The sequence below is a fragment of the Calditerrivibrio sp. genome (assembly GCA_026415135.1).
In the GTDB taxonomy this organism is placed as follows: domain Bacteria; phylum Chrysiogenota; class Deferribacteres; order Deferribacterales; family Calditerrivibrionaceae; genus Calditerrivibrio.
Window position 1 is genome coordinate 1 of record JAOAHS010000059.1, and the last position, 17,127, is coordinate 17,127.

General features: G+C 37.9%; 22 protein-coding genes and 1 riboswitch. Of the genes, 21 read left to right on the forward strand and 1 reads right to left on the reverse strand.

Annotation, left to right across the window (positions count from 1 at the left end):
- The first annotated feature begins 1 nt into the window (after position 1).
- A riboswitch (cobalamin riboswitch) is annotated at positions 2-128 on the forward strand.
- Positions 129-240: 112 nt separating this feature from the next.
- Genes N3C60_09365 through N3C60_09465 form a run of 21 tightly spaced genes read left to right on the forward strand, consistent with a single transcriptional unit; the run spans position 241 to position 16,622 of the window.
- Positions 241-903, forward strand: coding sequence for an energy-coupling factor ABC transporter permease (locus N3C60_09365; GenBank protein MCX8085114.1), 663 nt, complete (start codon positions 241-243; stop codon positions 901-903).
- Position 904: 1 nt separating this feature from the next.
- Positions 905-1,201, forward strand: coding sequence for an energy-coupling factor ABC transporter substrate-binding protein (locus N3C60_09370; protein ID MCX8085115.1), 297 nt, complete (start codon positions 905-907; stop codon positions 1,199-1,201).
- Complete coding sequence (locus N3C60_09375) at positions 1,182-1,862, forward strand: energy-coupling factor transporter transmembrane protein EcfT (protein MCX8085116.1); 681 nt, start codon at positions 1,182-1,184, stop codon at positions 1,860-1,862. Before N3C60_09370 ends, N3C60_09375 begins: the two co-directional genes overlap by 20 nt.
- The gene (locus N3C60_09380; GenBank protein MCX8085117.1) at positions 1,855-2,622 is read left to right on the forward strand and encodes an energy-coupling factor ABC transporter ATP-binding protein; all 768 of its coding nucleotides are present in this window, start codon (positions 1,855-1,857) and stop codon (positions 2,620-2,622) included. Before N3C60_09375 ends, N3C60_09380 begins: the two co-directional genes overlap by 8 nt.
- Positions 2,619-3,950 (forward strand): cobyrinate a,c-diamide synthase, encoded by a 1,332-nt coding sequence (locus N3C60_09385; GenBank protein ID MCX8085118.1) that lies wholly within the window; start codon positions 2,619-2,621, stop codon positions 3,948-3,950. Before N3C60_09380 ends, N3C60_09385 begins: the two co-directional genes overlap by 4 nt.
- A 2-nt stretch (positions 3,951-3,952) precedes the next feature.
- Entirely contained in the window at positions 3,953-4,825 is an 873-nt protein-coding gene (locus N3C60_09390) for a sirohydrochlorin cobaltochelatase (protein MCX8085119.1), read from the forward strand.
- Positions 4,815-5,537: a uroporphyrinogen-III C-methyltransferase gene (gene cobA, locus N3C60_09395; GenBank protein ID MCX8085120.1), complete on the forward strand. Its 723-nt coding sequence runs from the start codon at positions 4,815-4,817 to the stop codon at positions 5,535-5,537. Before N3C60_09390 ends, cobA begins: the two co-directional genes overlap by 11 nt.
- The gene (gene cobI / locus N3C60_09400; protein MCX8085121.1) at positions 5,534-6,844 is read left to right on the forward strand and encodes a precorrin-2 C(20)-methyltransferase; all 1,311 of its coding nucleotides are present in this window, start codon (positions 5,534-5,536) and stop codon (positions 6,842-6,844) included. The genes cobA and cobI overlap by 4 nt, the downstream gene beginning before the upstream one ends.
- Positions 6,841-7,548: a precorrin-6A reductase gene (gene cobK, locus N3C60_09405; GenBank protein MCX8085122.1), complete on the forward strand. Its 708-nt coding sequence runs from the start codon at positions 6,841-6,843 to the stop codon at positions 7,546-7,548. Before cobI ends, cobK begins: the two co-directional genes overlap by 4 nt.
- Complete coding sequence (locus N3C60_09410; GenBank protein MCX8085123.1) at positions 7,538-8,020, forward strand: bifunctional precorrin-2 dehydrogenase/sirohydrochlorin ferrochelatase; 483 nt, start codon at positions 7,538-7,540, stop codon at positions 8,018-8,020. Before cobK ends, N3C60_09410 begins: the two co-directional genes overlap by 11 nt.
- Positions 8,007-8,987 (forward strand): cobalt-precorrin-5B (C(1))-methyltransferase CbiD, encoded by a 981-nt coding sequence (gene cbiD / locus N3C60_09415; protein MCX8085124.1) that lies wholly within the window; start codon positions 8,007-8,009, stop codon positions 8,985-8,987. Before N3C60_09410 ends, cbiD begins: the two co-directional genes overlap by 14 nt.
- Positions 8,980-9,582, forward strand: a complete 603-nt coding sequence (gene cbiE, locus N3C60_09420) for a precorrin-6y C5,15-methyltransferase (decarboxylating) subunit CbiE (GenBank protein MCX8085125.1) — start codon at positions 8,980-8,982, stop codon at positions 9,580-9,582. Before cbiD ends, cbiE begins: the two co-directional genes overlap by 8 nt.
- Positions 9,579-10,337: a precorrin-4 C(11)-methyltransferase gene (gene cobM / locus N3C60_09425; protein MCX8085126.1), complete on the forward strand. Its 759-nt coding sequence runs from the start codon at positions 9,579-9,581 to the stop codon at positions 10,335-10,337. The genes cbiE and cobM overlap by 4 nt, the downstream gene beginning before the upstream one ends.
- A complete protein-coding gene (locus N3C60_09430; protein ID MCX8085127.1) occupies positions 10,321-11,109 on the forward strand; it encodes a cobalamin biosynthesis protein in 789 nt (262 codons plus the stop codon). The genes cobM and N3C60_09430 overlap by 17 nt, the downstream gene beginning before the upstream one ends.
- Positions 11,106-11,837: a precorrin-3B C(17)-methyltransferase gene (cobJ, locus tag N3C60_09435; GenBank protein ID MCX8085128.1), complete on the forward strand. Its 732-nt coding sequence runs from the start codon at positions 11,106-11,108 to the stop codon at positions 11,835-11,837. Before N3C60_09430 ends, cobJ begins: the two co-directional genes overlap by 4 nt.
- Entirely contained in the window at positions 11,824-13,281 is a 1,458-nt protein-coding gene (locus tag N3C60_09440) for a cobyric acid synthase (GenBank protein ID MCX8085129.1), read from the forward strand. Before cobJ ends, N3C60_09440 begins: the two co-directional genes overlap by 14 nt.
- A gap of 2 nt (positions 13,282-13,283) precedes the next feature.
- Complete coding sequence (locus N3C60_09445) at positions 13,284-14,288, forward strand: histidinol-phosphate aminotransferase family protein (protein ID MCX8085130.1); 1,005 nt, start codon at positions 13,284-13,286, stop codon at positions 14,286-14,288.
- Positions 14,285-15,199 carry an adenosylcobinamide-phosphate synthase CbiB gene (cbiB, locus tag N3C60_09450; protein MCX8085131.1) on the forward strand — a complete coding sequence of 305 codons (915 nt, stop codon included), beginning with the start codon at positions 14,285-14,287 and terminating at the stop codon, positions 15,197-15,199. The genes N3C60_09445 and cbiB overlap by 4 nt, the downstream gene beginning before the upstream one ends.
- Complete coding sequence (locus tag N3C60_09455; GenBank protein MCX8085132.1) at positions 15,196-15,903, forward strand: hypothetical protein; 708 nt, start codon at positions 15,196-15,198, stop codon at positions 15,901-15,903. The genes cbiB and N3C60_09455 overlap by 4 nt, the downstream gene beginning before the upstream one ends.
- Positions 15,875-16,402 (forward strand): bifunctional adenosylcobinamide kinase/adenosylcobinamide-phosphate guanylyltransferase, encoded by a 528-nt coding sequence (cobU, locus tag N3C60_09460; protein MCX8085133.1) that lies wholly within the window; start codon positions 15,875-15,877, stop codon positions 16,400-16,402. Before N3C60_09455 ends, cobU begins: the two co-directional genes overlap by 29 nt.
- Complete coding sequence (locus N3C60_09465; protein MCX8085134.1) at positions 16,383-16,622, forward strand: cysteine-rich small domain-containing protein; 240 nt, start codon at positions 16,383-16,385, stop codon at positions 16,620-16,622. Before cobU ends, N3C60_09465 begins: the two co-directional genes overlap by 20 nt.
- A gap of 308 nt (positions 16,623-16,930) precedes the next feature.
- Here the strand turns inward: N3C60_09465 and N3C60_09470 are convergent, their stop codons facing one another.
- Positions 16,931-17,092, reverse strand: a complete 162-nt coding sequence (locus N3C60_09470) for a hypothetical protein (GenBank protein MCX8085135.1) — start codon at positions 17,090-17,092, stop codon at positions 16,931-16,933.
- Positions 17,093-17,127 lie beyond the last annotated feature (35 nt).

Below are 17,127 nucleotides of genomic sequence, written 5' to 3' on the forward strand. Positions count from 1 at the left end.
CAGGGGAAGTCCGGTGTAAATCCGGCGCTGTCCCGCAACTGTGAGCTGGACGAAAGCCATAGATAGCCACTGCCTAAGAAAACAGGTGGGAAGGCTGGCAAGTAGGATGAAGGCAAGCCAGGATACCCTTTTGCGAAATAACCTTACGAGGATAAGGAGGCAGAACATGTCAATTTTAAGCTCAGTATCATAAAACAATCACCCACTACCCTTTATCATCAATCCTATGGAGGTAATAGTATGCATATAATGGAAGGTTTTTTGCCTGTTAGGGACACATTAGTATGGACAGGTATCTCTTTACCCTTTTTGATTTATGGCACTAATAAGATAAAAAGAAATATGAACACCACAAAACAGAAGCTTCTGTTGGGTTTTGTGGCTGCATTTTGTTTTGTGCTTTCATCCCTTAAGATTCCATCTGTAACAGGCAGCTGCTCACACCCCACTGGCGTTGGTTTGGGTGCTATCCTTTTTGGTGTTTCTGTTATGGTCCCAATAGCATTCGTGGTTCTTCTCTTTCAGGCTTTGCTACTTGCCCACGGAGGTATTACCACACTGGGGGCTAATCTTTTTTCCATGGGCATAGCTGGCCCAGTTGTAGCTTTTGTGCTTTATTCCTCACTTAAAAAAATCAACCTAAACCAAAGCGCCAATATATTTATATCCATAACTCTATCCGATCTGGTAACATACGTGATTACTTCACTACAGCTTGCCCTTGCTTTCCCCGATCCAATAACTGGCTTTACAGGTTCTTTTATAAAGTTTACGTCCATCTTTGCCATTACCCAGATCCCCATCTCTATTGTAGAAGGGTTGCTTAGCGTTGTGGCATTAAACTACATACTAAGCCTCTTTCAACCAGAGAATAATGATATTTTGTCAAAGCAGGTGGTGTAGTATGAAAAAAAATCTTCTGCTACTTATTATTGCCATCGGCATAATAGTATTACCACTTTTCTATAATTTTGGTAAACACACAGTAGAAAAATTCCAAGGTACAGACAGCTTAGCTGAAAAACAGATAACTGCAATAGCAAAAGACTACACACCATGGTTTACACCCATTTTTGAGCCCCCAAGTGGTGAGGTGGAGTCCTTATTCTTCTCCCTACAATCAGCTATCGGCGCTGGGATCATCGGGTACATTATAGGTTATCTAAAAGGGAAAAAAGCCAGTGAAAGTAAAACAATTTGATCCATTATCGATCTTAATACTGTTTTTAAGTATCGTGATCTATGCCTTTATTAACAAAAGGCTAGATCACTTTATCGTCATAGATACCATTCTTGTAGCCTTTATTTTAGTGGTGGGAAAAAAGGTATTAAAACATCTATTGTTTATACTATTCATTACAGTAATAAATGTTTCTATAGTTTTTATAAACATCGATAAAAGAGTCATATTTGACTTCCAGCAATTCACCCTTCTACTGTTTAGAACAGTTACCATGATACTGGCTCTTGTTGTGATCTCAAACAGCCTAACCTTTAAAGGATTTCTTACGATTCTTGTCCGGTTGAAGCTACCTAAAACACTCCTTGAACTTACTGCCATCTCCTTTTTGGCTGTCTCCATCCTGAATAACAGCGCCAAAAAGATTATAACAGCTATGAAGTCGAGAAATCTCTTTTCAAACCTTACTCTCTCCACCTTCGCTACAGGTATCTTCCCTGCTGTCCTCTTTAGAACTATGCTTAGCGATATAAAAAAGATTTCCCTTGTGACAGAATCCAGGAGTATAGAATCTTTTTACCCCTTATTGATCGATGAATATTCTTTAAATAGATTTCAGCTCTGCACCACTTTTACCATAAGTATCACCCTGATAGCCTTCGGGATACTCAGCAATGGATAGAGTTATCATAGAGGCCAAAAGCATCTCTTATGGGGAAGTCTTTTCTAATGTGGATCTCAATATAAAAGAAAGTAAAACGTATCTTATACTTGGTGACAATGGTAGTGGGAAAACAACGTTGCTTTATCTCATTCAGGGGTTACTTAAACCTGACTCAGGAGAGCTTCTTTACAAGGGTCAGCCTTATAGCTATAGCAAAAAATGGCTAAACAACCTAAGGTATAAAGTGGGGCTACTCTTTCAAAATCCAGATTATCAGATCATAGGACTAACTGTAAAAGATGATGTTGCCATAGCTCTTAGATGTTTAGGTATGGAAAAAAATAACATTAAAGAACATGTTGAAAAACTGCTCAAGGGGTATAAGCTCCATCATCTCAAAGATCGTCGCACAGATCTTCTTAGCTTTGGGGAAAAGAAAAAAGTCTCTATGGCATCGATAGCAGCCCTGACCCCTGATGTAACACTGCTTGATGAACCCTATGCAGGACTCGACAGAGAAGGAAAAGCATTTGTGGACAGCTATATCGCAAACTCAAAACAATCCGGCAAAACAGTAGTTGTCACCAGTCATGAAGTGGGGGAATTTATAAAATTTGTAGACAACATCTATGTCATTTCAGACAAAAAACTGGTTCAGCTAAGTAAAGATAACCTCGATATCCTCCCCCACCTCCAAAGAAACCTCTTGATACTTTCAAAATATGGATATATGGAAAAACCGATACCGGAAGAACTATTTTTAGGAGTAGCAAGGTGAAATCGGCTTTTATGATAGTGGCACCACATACAAGCTCTGGTAAAACAACTTTATCCTTAGGACTTGCAAGAAACATAGCCAAAAAAGGGCTTAGTGTCCAACCTTACAAAGTGGGACCAGACTATATAGATACCGCCCTACTATCAAAGGCAGCAAGTAATGAAGCCTACAACCTTGACAACATTCTGATGAAAGATGAAGATATAACAAAATACCTTACCTATGGTATCGCAAAAAATGATGTCGTTATAGTAGAAGGGGTTATGGGTTTTTTTGATAGCTATGACCCATGTAATTTCTCAGGCAGTAGCTATGATATAGCCTTAAAAACAGATCTCCCCCTTTTGGTTACGATAAATTACTCCCCATCTCTCACCTACTATACCCTGATCATAAAGGGTATTCAAAGCTTTTATAAACAAAACCCACCTAAAATCGGTGTAATTATAAACAAGGCAACATCCCCAAAAATGGATGAAAGAATAGCTCAATCTCTCAAATACCATACCGGAGCTGAGCTTCTTGGTGTTCTACCTGAAGATGAGAAAATAAAAATACCTAAAAGGCATCTGGGGTTGTTATCAGCTTGGGAAGGACTGGAAGATCTCTTAAACAACCTATCAAACTACCTTCAGAGCCATCTTGACATGGAAGATATTATGGAATATTTCAGGATAGATTCTATCTCCTATGATTACCCATCTTCAGAAAAGAACAAACCCAAAAAACGCTGTCTTGTGGCAAAAGATGATGCCTTTTTTTTCTACTATAAAAACAACTTTGACTTACTCAAGGAGCATGGTTACGAAATATCCGCTTTTTCCCCACTCAACGATGAAGAAATCCCCGATACAGAGCTCATCTACATCGGTGGAGGTTATCCTGAACTTTTTGCCGATAAACTCAGTAAAAACAGGACAACCATCGCAAGTCTAAAAAAACATTTAAAAAGACAAACACCAATATACGCAGAGTGTGGAGGTTTCATATATTTAGGTAATAGCCTAAAAATAGATGACACCCACTACCCAATGGCTGGTCTTTTTAATATCGACTTTGAGATGACCAGATCACTTCAATGTTTAGGATATGTGAATGTTAGCTTTGATCAAAGTAGCTGTTTTTTTGAAAAAGGTAGAGTATACATCGGTCATCAGTTCCGCTATTCCAAAATAGCCCATCACAATGAAAAACTTATTGCAACAGTGGATAGACTTGGTAAAAAGGTAACTTTCCAAGATGGGTGTACAAAGGGAAACTGCTTTGGTAGCTATACCCACTTTAACTTCTCCAAAGCAAATATTTTAGAAAAAATAGATAGAGGATAAAGATGAACAACAAAGAGATCATTTTAGCAGCGTTTGGGACAACAGATCCCGAAGGGATCAAAGGGGTATTAAACGTATACCATAAAATCAAAGAAAACATAGCTTCAGTCAACACGAAGCTCTCCTTTACCGCCGACTTTATTAGGAGGAAGTGGAACAAGCTGTCAGGTACAGAAGAACAAATAAAGATGCAAAAACTCTATCACCTACCCCCAGAGCTTTTTATGGTAAAAGGGTTGATACATCAGATAGGTGACTGTTTTGATAGAGGGGTTTATGAGCTTGTAGTGCAACCACTACATATTTTTCACGGTGAGGAATACGAAGGGATAAAAAGTATTATAGATCATATTATTGCTATAAAAGATAAAAATAGTCATAAAAGGAAAATTACATTGGGTAGGCCCCTACTGGGTGCCAATTCATCCAAAACCCCTTATGTTGATGATATCTTAAAAGTGGTAAAAATGCTTGAACAGGATATCACTTTAGCAAAAAGCAAAGATGCTTGCCTCGTCTACATAGGTCACGGCAATGAAAACTTTTCCACAGGGGCGTATGTGGAAACCGAATATTACATGCAAAAAGAGTATGGTAACATGGTCTATTTTGCCAATGTTGAAGGGTTCCCCTTTTATAATGATCTTCCAAACAGAATAAAAAAGGGTGGGCACAAGAAGGTTATCCTTAAACCTTTTATGTTGGTAGCAGGAGAACATGCTAAAAACGACATCTTTGGCGAAGATGATTCAGTATCAAACCTTTTGACATCTTCCGGGATAGAGGTAACACCTATCTGTCAAGGTCTTGGTGAAATGGATGATATTGCAAATATATTTTTGGAAAGGGTAAAGGATATATTAGATGAAAGCTAAGCTATATATAGTAGGGACTGGCGCAGCAAAAGGGCTCATAACATTAAAAGGGATAGAAGCTATAGAAAAATCTGATATTGTTCTGTACGATTCTTTGGTATCACCTGATATCATAGATCTTGTGAAAAATGAAAAGATATTTGTGGGTAAAAAAGGGTATGATTCCCATTCTGTCCTGCAGGAGGAGATAAACGAATATTTAAAAATACATCTTTCCGAAGGAAAAACTGTTGCAAGACTAAAAGGGGGAGATCCGGCGATCTTTGGCAGACTCACAGACGAACTAAAGGTGGCAAGGGATCTAAATGCGGATATTGAGGTGATACCCGGCATAACTACAGCAAGTTATTTTAGCGCCGTCATACAAAAATCTCTAACGTCAAGATATATTGCCTCTGGGGTAGTATTCATCACAGGTCACTCAAATAAAACACCACTGGAATCACTACACAACTGGAAAGCCCTCGTAGATCTAAACTATACCATAGTGGTATATATGGGTGCAAAAACGATAAAAAAGATAATTAACCTACTATTAGATAACGGTTTAAAAGAGGATTCCTTAATAGCCTCAGGGGAGAGTCTCGGGACAGAAAATGAGACCATAAGGCTGTTTAAGATAAAAGAGCTACTGAAGGAAGAGATAACTTTCAAATCCCCCGTAATATTCATCATCGGTGATATACTGAAATATTTAGAAGGTGCAAAATGAAGCTTTATGCCATAGGAGTAGGCCCGGGAGATAAAAAACTTATCACCTATAAAGGGGTAGAAGCCCTAAAATGTTCGGACGTAGTATACGTCCCCCAGTCGGATGAAACAGGCAGAAGTATAGCATACGATATTATAAAAGAGTATGTCCCCTCCTCTAAAATAAAGACCTACTATTTCCCCATGAACAACAATAAAGAGGAGTTGGACAAAAGATATACCCACCTTGCAGATGAGATAAAAAAGGATGTAAAAAACCACCTTATAGTATCCTACGTCACGATAGGTGATCCTTTGATTTACAGCACCTTCAACTACCTCAACGAAAAATTAACTGACGTTGATATTGAGGTAATACCCGGCATAACATCCTTTTTAGCTGCTTCAGCTTTGATAAAGGATGATATCGTTCAAAAAAATCAATCCTTTTGTATCATAGAGCCTGAGCAGCTAAAAGATTTTGACACCATCTCAAAGCTGTTTGATACTATTATAGTGATGAAGGCCTATCGTGGAATAACACAAATCTGCGACATCATAAAAAAACATCGCAGCATAAAGAAAGCCCATTTAGTAATAAGGGCTGGGTTGGACGATGAAAGGGTCGTCGATCTTTTAAATACCAACGAACCTATCGAAAAAACCTATCTATCCATAGCACTCATAAAGTTAGACAAGGATGCAGGAAACACACCATACCCCAAATTTACCGTAAAAGGTTCCTCCATAGAAAAAGAAAGTTTCCAGATTATCAACGATCTGGTTGATCTATCGAAATTTAAAGAAGATGAACGGGAGATCGTAACGAGGATTATCCATGCATCAGGTGATCTATCCTTAGCTGATGATATAATTTTTTCTCCTGATTGGAGATGGAAGATCAAAACGCTACTTAACAAAACCCCCCAACTGATCACCGATGTGGAGATGGTAAAAGTAGGTATAGGGAAAAGATACCCCAATGTATCCTGTTTTATAAATGATCCAGATGTTATTGAAACGGCACACAAAACAGGGCAAACAAGGGCTGAAGTAGCCATAAAAAAAGGGTTTGAACTCTTTGAGGATATTATATTCTGTATAGGGAACGCCCCCACAGCTCTGTTAAAGGTGATAGAATTAAGTAAGTATAATACAACCAAAGATATTTTCGTAATTGGCATGCCTGTGGGCTTTGTGAGTGCTAAAGAGTCAAAGGAGCTCCTTGAGAGATCTAGACTCCCCTCTATAACCATAAAGGGCTTTAAGGGTGGCAGCCCCATAGCAGCCGCAACTTTTAACGCAATATGGGGGTTGTTTGGTAGATGAAAAACTGTCTTATCTTAGGTGGGACATCCGATACAAAAAATATTTTAAAGCAAATATCAGATAAATACAGTAAAATATATGTCTCTGTAGCCACCGATTATGGATATGAGCTCTTCTCAGATTTGATATCGGATGGGATAGAGCTATGTAAGATACAGTTTACAGAAGATACTCTAAGAGATTTTTTGTCGGATAAAGAGATAGAGGAGATCATCGACACCACTCACCCCTATGCCACAAAGATAACAGAATTGGCTCAAAATATAGCCAAAATATGCAACGTTAAATACATAGACAGAAAAAGGGGTAAATTTGAACCCCAAGATATGGAGGAAGGTGTTATTTTCGTTCACAGTTACGAAGATGCTGTAAGTCTTGTGGAAAACCAAGACCTATTACCCACTCTGATCACAACAGGCTCAAAAAATGCAAACAAATTCAAAACTATTGCCCATAATAGCTATATAAGAATCTTACCTACAGAGGAGTCAATAAAAAAGGTGAAAGAAGCTGGATTCCCTTCCAAAAATATCATAGCCATGCAGGGACCTTTTAGTGTAGAACTAAACCTGTCCCTTATAAACCAATTTAACATAAGATCGATGATCACAAAAAATAGTGGCAAAGAGGGTGGTCTTACTGAAAAACTAAAAAGTAGTAAGATCGCCAAAATACCCCTCATTGTGGTGGAAAATGAATACTAAAGGATCAAACTTTTTCCCCTTTGTCATAGACCTCACCGGTAAAAAATTTATGTTTGTTGGTGGTGGTAAGGTTACTGAGCGAAAGATAAAAGTGCTCATGCGCTTTTTAACCTCTCCTGACATAACTGTATATTCCACGAATTTTACCGACCACCTAAAATCCCTACAAGAACAAAACAAAATCTCGCTTATCCATACAGACGCCAGCTTTATAGAAGATGATGTGCTCCTCAGTTACGATTTCATAATCGCAGCCACGGATGACAAGATGGTCAACCAAAGGATTGTCGATTTAGCAATGGATCGAAAGAAATTCTATTTAAACACGAGTGATAAAAGCAAGTCCAACTTCTTTTTCCCAGCAGTAACCATTATTGATGACCTTTTGATAGCCATATCCAGTCTTGGTCGCTCCCCAAAAAAGGTAAAACTATTTAAAAAACTACTGGAAGGTCTCAATGTATCCAACTAACGGCATCACAACAGGCACTGCCGCCACAGCCGCAGCAAAAGCAATTCTCCTAAAAAAGCTTAACAACAAGATACCATCCAATGTGGAGGTTACCCTTCCTGATGGCCAGGTCATAGATGTCCCGGTACAATTTAAAGGTGATTATGCGATATGTAAAAAGTGGTCCATCGAAAAAGATGATATTACAAACGGGCTTGAGATAATGGCACAGGCTTACTTAAACAACAACGGCACGATAAACATAATCGGTGGTAAAGGTATAGGAACAGTCACAAAAAAGGGTTTACAACTACCTGTAGGGGAAAAAGCGATAAACCCCGGCCCCAAAAGGATGATCATAAAAAATATAGCCCCCCTACTACACAGTAATATCGGCGTAGATATCTATTTAGAGGTACCCAATGGGGAGGAGATAGCTAAGAAAACATTTAATAGCAGATTGGGGATCATCGGTGGGATCTCCATCATTGGGACAAAAGGGGTGATAAACCCCATGTCAGAAGAGGCGATAAAGGAAACAATAAGGTGCGAGATAGAGATCAAAAAACATGAAACAGACCTCTTTGTACTGACCCCCGGCAATATTGGGGAAAAAGCTCTACGCCTACTTGGTTTTACAGAGGCGATCATGGTAAACAATCACTTCGATTTTGCCTTAAGCCACCTAAGATCGATCCATGCAACTAAAATAGTATTAGGTGGTCATCCCGGCAAATTGGCAAAGCTTGCATCGGGCACATATAATACCCATTCAAAGTACGGTATCAATGCTGTAGATATCATCAAATCCATAATGGACCTAAAAGATCCCTTCAACACCGCAGAACAGATCGCCCAGATCCACGATTTAAGCAAAGTGGCTTTTTGTATAAGCCAAAGGGTAAAAAGGGATTTTGATTTCGTTAAGGTAGATGTTTACCTGCATAAAATGGATACTACCCCTTGTGGGAGATATATCGATGAATAAAAACCTATATATAATTTCTGTGGGACCAGGGGATAAAGAACTTATGACGGTAAAAGCCCTCAATACCATCTCAAAGATGGATATTTTATCAGGATATCCCCAGTTGGCCGATTTTTCCGTAACTGACAAACCTTTTTATCCCGTAAAAACGACCGATGACCTCAAACACCTCCTCCTAACAAATCTGGAGAAAAAAATAGGTTTGCTGGTCACAGGTGATGCAGGCTTTTTCTCCTTTGCAAGATTGGCTTACAAGCACCTTAAAGATTTCATAGCTGAAGTAATCCCCGGTGTCTCCTCTTTTCAATATGCCTTTGCAAGGATATATAAAACCTATGAAGATGTAAAATTTTTCTCCCTTCATTCAAAGGGTGACATAGATGCATTGATAACAGCCATAAAAAGTAACGATCGTATTTTCATTTTACTTAAAGATAGTACCCAGCTGGAGGAGGTAAAAAGGGTATTGTCAGAATATTCCAATATCTATCAAAGATATTTTATAGATCTAAGTCTCAATGGTGAATCGATATCAGAAGATCAACCATTAAACACCGAAAATAGGAAAATATCACTGTACGTGGAGAAAAGATGAACCGTTTATACTTCGTAGGCGCTGGACCCGGTGATCCAGAGCTGATATCGTTGAAGGGTTTTAAATTGCTATCGGAAGCAGATGTCATAATCTACACAGGTTCACTGATAAATAAAGATATTTTAAAATATGCAAAACCAGATGCCCTACTGATAGACTCTGCCCATTTAAACCTCAATGAGATATTGGAGTTAATAAAAGGCTTTTACAAAGAAAACAAAAAGATTGTAAGACTACACACCGGAGAGCCAGCCCTTTATGGGGCAATATACGAACAGATGTTGGAGCTGGAAAAAAGTGGCATAGACTTTGAGGTAATACCCGGCATAAGCTCCATGCAATTAGCCGCATCAAGGCTTAAGGTGGAACTCACAGCCCCCGAAATCTCCCAAACGGTAGTTGTAACCCGCATAGAGGGTAAAACCCCAGTGCCTGAAACCGAAAAGCTCGAGTACATCACCAAATCCACAGGGACTTTTATCTTTTTTCTTTCAGCAGGTTTCGGGGAACAGATCCAGAGTTTATTCCTGAAAAACGGTTGGAACAGTGAAACCCCAGCAGCGATATGTTACAAATTGGGTTTTGATGATGAAAAGATAATAATGACAGACCTTTTAAATTTACCATCAGATCTGAAAAACAATAACATCACAAAACATGCTCTTATTATAATAGGGCATATCCTAAAAAAGGAAAACATTAAAAAGTATTCAAAACTTTACGATGAGGGCTTTAAACATGCTTTTAGACCGTGAAATATATACTATTATTATAAATGATCATGGTTTTAAGCTCAGTAAATTGTTGAAAAAATACATAAAAAAACTCCAGATCCTCACCACAGAAGAAATATCTCAGAAATATAATCTTAATTGTGAAAACATACTTTTTTTTAAAAATCTAAAAGATATCTTTCGATATGTAGTGGAGCATAGGTATGACACCGTAGCCTTTATGGCATCTGGAATTGCAGTAAGGGAGATTTATGCCGTTTCAAAGTATACAGATGCCGCCATAGTTTTGGTGGACAACTGTGGTAGATACGCCATCTCCCTTATGTCAGGCCATGAAGGAGGTGCTAACTTTTTAGCTTACAACGTGGCATCTCTATTAGGAGCCGAACCGATAGTAACTACATTTACAGAGGTAAGCAAAAAGCTCATCTTAGGGTTAGGGTGCCGCAAAGGTGTAAAAGCAGTAGAACTTGTCGATACAATAAATTTTTTTTTGGAACAACATTCCATAGAACATTCAGATATCAGACATATAGCCACCTGTGCCATAAAACTTGAAGAAGAAGGTATCTGGGAGATGGAAAGGATAATAAATATCCCCGTTTATTTCGTTCCTAAAGAAAAGATTGGGCTACCATACTTCAGTTTTAATGAATCAACTGCAAAGAGATATTTTGATATCCCATCAGTAGCAGAAGCAAGCGCCCTTTTGTCAGGGAAAAATGCCCTGTTAAAAATACCTAAAAAAGTTTACAAAGATGTCACATTAGCACTTGCAGAGGAAAAATTATGAACAGGTTTTTCATAGTGGGTACAGGACCAGGTGATCTGCGCTACCTCACCCCTTTAGCCTTAGATGCAATAAATCTTGCCGATTGGATAGTGGGATACAAGCTATACTTAGATCTAATAAAAGACATAATTACCAACAAGCAGATTTACACCACCGGCATGGGTTCTGAAATAGACCGAGTTAAGTTTGCCATCGAAAAGTATAAAGATGGGCTCAATGTAGCTCTAATATCCGGAGGGGACTCCTCCCTATATGGACTTGCCTCCTTATGCTTTGAACTGGGAGATGATGTAGATTTCGATGTCATCCCAGGGATAAGCGCCGCCTTTGCTGCAAGTGCAAAGCTGGGAGCTCCCATCACCGATGACCTTGTTTTGCTTTCCCTTTCAGATCAACTGACACCGAGAGAAACTATTTTAAAACGTATTGATGCCATCATATTAGGTGATTTTGTCTCTGCCATATACAACCCCAAAAGTAGAAAACGAACAGAGCTCCTGCCATATACGATAGAAAGGTTCTTGCAAACAAGGGGAGATCTTCCAGTGGGAATAGTAAAAAACTGTACACGTCAAGAGGAGGATATCGAAGTCACATATCTTAGCAAAATAGATTACAACAAGATAGATATGTTTACAATATTGCTGGTGGGTAACAGCAAAACATATATAAAAAATCACAAAATGATTACACCACGGGGGTACCTAAACAAATATGCCCAAGAATAAGTCTTGCATCTTCATAGGTGGAACCTCCTCCGGTGCTGGTAAATCGCTTGTTGTCACTGCACTCTGTAGGATATTCAAGCAGGACGGTCTAACCCCCGCACCCTTCAAAGCTCAAAATATGTCCCTTAATAGCTACGTAACCTACGATGGTTTAGAGATGGCAAGGGCACAGGTATTGCAAGCAGAGGCAGCTTACTTAGAACCATCAGTGGATATGAACCCCATCTTAATAAAGCCCTTTGGCGATTCCCGGTCCCAACTCATCATCAGAGGCAAATCAAACAAAAACATCACAAGTAGGGACCTTTACGATCATGAATTAAATAAGCTGTTATGGGAACATGTGGTTCAGAGTTTTAGCTTACTTTCAAACAAATATTTCCCAGTGGTCATAGAAGGAGCCGGTTCCATATCGGAACTGAACCTAAAGCAAAAAGATATCGTCAATATAAACTTAGCAAAGTTCACAAAAGCAGATACCTACCTTGTTTCAAACATTGAACAAGGTGGCATTTTTGCCTCCTGTTTTGGGAGTATCAAGTTATTACCCAAAAAAGAACAAAATCTTGTAAAAGGGATCATCGTAAACAAATTCAGAGGGGATATTTCCCTTTTTGAAGAGGGTAAAGAGATCCTTGAAAAGATCACAGGTAAAAAGGTATTAGGTATTTTACCCTATATAAAAGAGATCCATCTTGATGATGAGGATAGCCTATCCCTCGAATATAGGCGATTTGAAAACAAAAGACTAAAAATAGCTGTTATAAGACTACCATACATATCAAACTTTACAGATTTTAAGACCCTATCCCTTTTAAAGGAGGTTTCCCTGATATTTACAAACCAGCTAAGCGATTTAGATGATGCAGGTATTATAATCCTTCCCGGTACAAAATCTACCACAAAGGACATGAAGTTTCTATGGGATTCCGGTTTGGCGTATGGAATTCTGGATCAATATAAAAAAGGTAAGACCATTATCGGGGTATGCGGGGGGTTTCAAATGATGGGTAATCAGATCTTAGATCCTCATAAGTTAGAAGGTAACATCGAAAAAATAGAAGGTCTCAATATCCTACCAATAAAGACAGTTTTGGAAAAGGAAAAGATCACAAGGAGGATAGATTTTATATTCAACGGCACCCTCTGCTATGGTTACGAGATACATGTAGGTAGGACAGAATACTACGGTGGTGATGATTTTGCCGTCACCAGAACTGGTGAACGCTTAGGCTGTAAGATAGACAATAGATGTTTTGGAACATACATCCACGGCCTGTTTGACAACAGAATTATTCTGGAACACCTCTTAAGCCCCTTTGGTATAGATATATCCCACGAACATATCTACCCAGAAAGAAAAGAACATTATCTAAATATCTTAGCCGATACCGTCAGAAACAATTTAAATATGAAAGAAATATATAAAAACTTAGGTTTATAAATATGATACACGGACATGGTGGAGATACCTACCTTTTCGATATTAAATACGATTTTAGTAGCAACATAATCCCCCCAAAATACAATAAAAAACTCCTATCACTAATACCAAATATCAAGATAGACCCCACAAGATACCCCGAGCCAGATGCCAGAACCATCACCACTTTATTTCAACACAGATTTGATCTACCAGATCGCTCCAGCATAGCTCTAAACGGCTCTGTAGAGGGGATATATTTGTGGGTGGAGGCCTATAAAAAATGCAGATTTTTACTACCAACATCATCTTTTGCAGAATATGAGGATGCAGTAAAAAGATTTGATGCACCATATTTTTTTACAGACATAGCAGATCTAAAAAAGCATATAGATATAGCTGATGCCATTATTATAAACAACCCCCACAACCCACACGGTTATCTCCATGATAAAGACCATCTGATCTCCCTGATAAGAGATTACGAACAAAAGCTTTTCCTAATTGACGAAGCCTATATAGATATTGTAGGTGAAGACTATAGCCTATTGGAACAAACAAAACTCCACAAAAATCTTTTCATATTAAGATCCATGACAAAGATATTCTCCATACCGGGTATAAGACTCGGCTTTTTAGTCACCCATCCATCCAATTATGAAAGACTCATGAACTTAAAGCCCCCATGGACAGTGAATATCCTCGCCTATGAAGTGGGGAAACTGATTTTAGAGCAATATGACGAACTATACCCCGAACTACAGGAGTACAAAAAGATAACAGAGAGCTTTTATAATAGTTTGAATGGCATAAAAGGGATAAAAGTCTTACCAAGCAGTACAAACTTTTTCTTATGCAGATCCAATATATGTAGTGCCACACTGAAAAAAGAACTGATTGCAAAACACAAAATCCTAATTAGAGATGCCTCAAACTTTCGGGAACTCACCCCCTATCACTTTAGGATCTCCTCCCAAACAGAGGAAGCTAACACTACCCTCATAAATGCTTTGAAGTTCTTACTATGAAAGGGATCTATCTTACCATTGCCTTTTTCATCGACAGGTTTATAGGTGACCCGGAGTTTAGATATCACCCCATAAGGGGGATAGGATTGCTGGCCTTTACATTGGAAAAAACGATGAACAAGGGTGGATGCAAGAAGCTTAAGGGCTTTTTATTCAATATTATTTTGACAGTAGGTGTTTATCTCTTTTTCTTACTTTTAGATTTTACACTCATCAGCTACTCACATCTTTACCACGTTTACCATATAGTAATGTTATACTTTGGCATATCCTCCTACGAGCTCATAAAAAGAGTAAAAAGGATCGACATTCTACTGAAATCAGATATCGAAAAAGCCCGTAGGGAGCTTTCCATGATAGTGGGCAGGGATACAAAAACGTTAGAGGAACAAGGAATAAGAAGAGCCATGCTGGAAACCCTATCCGAAAACCTCAGCGATGGGTTTGTAGCCCCTGTCTTTTACTATCTATTGGGTGGCCTACCGTTACTCTATTTTTACAAAACAGTAAATACCTTAGACTCCATGGTGGGGTACAAAAGTGAAAGATACAGAGAATTTGGTTACTTTTCTGCCAAACTTGATGACCTATTAAATTTTATCCCAGCAAGGCTTACCGCACTACTATTTTTTTTGGCAACACTTGATCTCGATGTGCTAAAATATATAAAAAAATATGGTAGAAATCATACAAGCCCAAACTCCGGCTATCCCGAAGCAGCATTAGCCGGCGTTTTAAAATGCAGTTTTGGTGGACCTAACTACTATAATGGTAAGCTTGTAGAAAAGCCCTACATAGGAGAAAACAACAGAAAGCTCACCCCACAGGATACAGCCAAGAGCCTGAAAACAGTTTCTATTGCATCATATATCTTTTTTGTGATAACAATAATAACACTGGAGCTTTTATGAAAAATATACAGTATTTAGGGACAACTTCGTTTATAATCGTAGATAGTAGAATCCAAAACGTCAAATTCCTCGCATCCCAAATCGACACAGTACAGTTACTTTTCTTAGAAAAAAACAGTCTGATGGATGATATTAACGAAATCGATGAATTAAAAAAACTTTCTGACTCCTACGACCTAAACTATGTGATACATCTGCCCACAGATTTTGATTTCAATAACGATATAACGACAATAAAACTTTTTTTCAGTGAGCTACAACCTCTAAAACCATCCCATTTCATACTTCACCCAGAAGACGCCGACATATTTTATGATAAATTAGAAGAACTACAAAAAGTCTATCCTATCTGTGTGGAAAATATAGATGATATATCCCTTTTTCAAAAGATATACGAGATAGGTTGCAATATATGTTTTGATGTGGGGCATGCGCTGATGCACGACAAAGATATAAAGGATTTTATAAAAAAGTATGGTGAAAGGATAATGGTCTATCATCTTCACGGTGTAGTGAACAACACAGATCATAACTCATTGAGATTTTTAGATGAAAAGCTATTGTGTTATTTACTCGATTTCGGTTTAGAAAAAAACATAATAAACATCATAGAAGTTTTTAAAATTCACGATTACTTAGATTCAAAAGAATGCTTAAAAGAGGTATTTAAAAAATATGGTTACTCTTATCACCGGTGGTATTAAAAGCGGTAAAAGCTCCTTCGCTCTATCGTTGGGGGAAGGATATAAAAACAGACTCTTCATCGCCACAGCAGAACCTTTTGATGATGATATGAAAAAAAAGATTGACCTGCATAAGATGGAAAGGGGAGACGGGTGGACCACCATCGAAGAGCCCTTAAATCTTACCAACGCCCTCAAAGACAGCGAACATTACGATTTCATAATTATTGATTGTCTAACGATGTGGGTTAACAATATCTTATATCACAAAGTAGATATCGATATCTATATAAATGACTTTTTAAAGTACCTTAAAAGAGGCTTAAATAGTGAGTTAGTTCTCGTTACAAATGAAGTGGGGCTTGGGATAATACCAATTGACTCAGTTGTTCGGGAATATGTCAACCTATTAGGTCAAGTGAATCAAAAGTTAGCCCACCTATCTGAAAGGGTAATCCTAATGGTATCTGGTTTACCATTTTACATAAAGGGGCAGAATCATGAGCTACAAGCATTTTAGTAATAAGCAGTGCGAATATTACCCCTGTCATAACCTACAAGATCAAAACTGCCTCTTCTGCTTTTGTCCCCTTTATTTTTTTGATGATTGTGGAGGCAATCCCAAACTAACAAACGGTATTAGAGATTGCTCATCATGTGTAAAAAACCATGATGAACAAAGCTATGATTTTGTGATAAATAAATTAAAAGAATACTTTTCAAAAAACAGAATCTCTTAAACCAGTTTCCACTGTATCATGAAAAATGTTTTCTTCTATATGAAGATATACATAGACCTTAGTTTTTTATAGAAACGATAATAAAAAATAGCTGAATAAATTTAATCTTGCAATTTAATCTAAATCATACTATCTAATTTTTAAAATTAAAGAAAAATCTGTTTAAGTTTTACGAGGTTTTTGAAAAAGCACTACTGCCGCTTCGAGAAAAATTACAAAATTTGTTTGACAGTCGAATACGAAAACATATTGATAATGCAATAGAAAAAAATTATCTTTTAACGGGTTTTAGTTCCCAATTGTGGGATTTAAAGGTGATCCTTATAGGTATGAAAGAGCTCGAGAAAAGTAGTTTTAGCACTCATAAGTGATTTTGAAAGATTATCAGTAGCTTGTGTTACCGTTTTTAAAGGGCTTGACAATTTATCTAAAAGATGTAATCCTATACCTATGGAAAACATTGTATTCATTTATGCGATCACCATCCCGGTATTAGTGTTTCTTT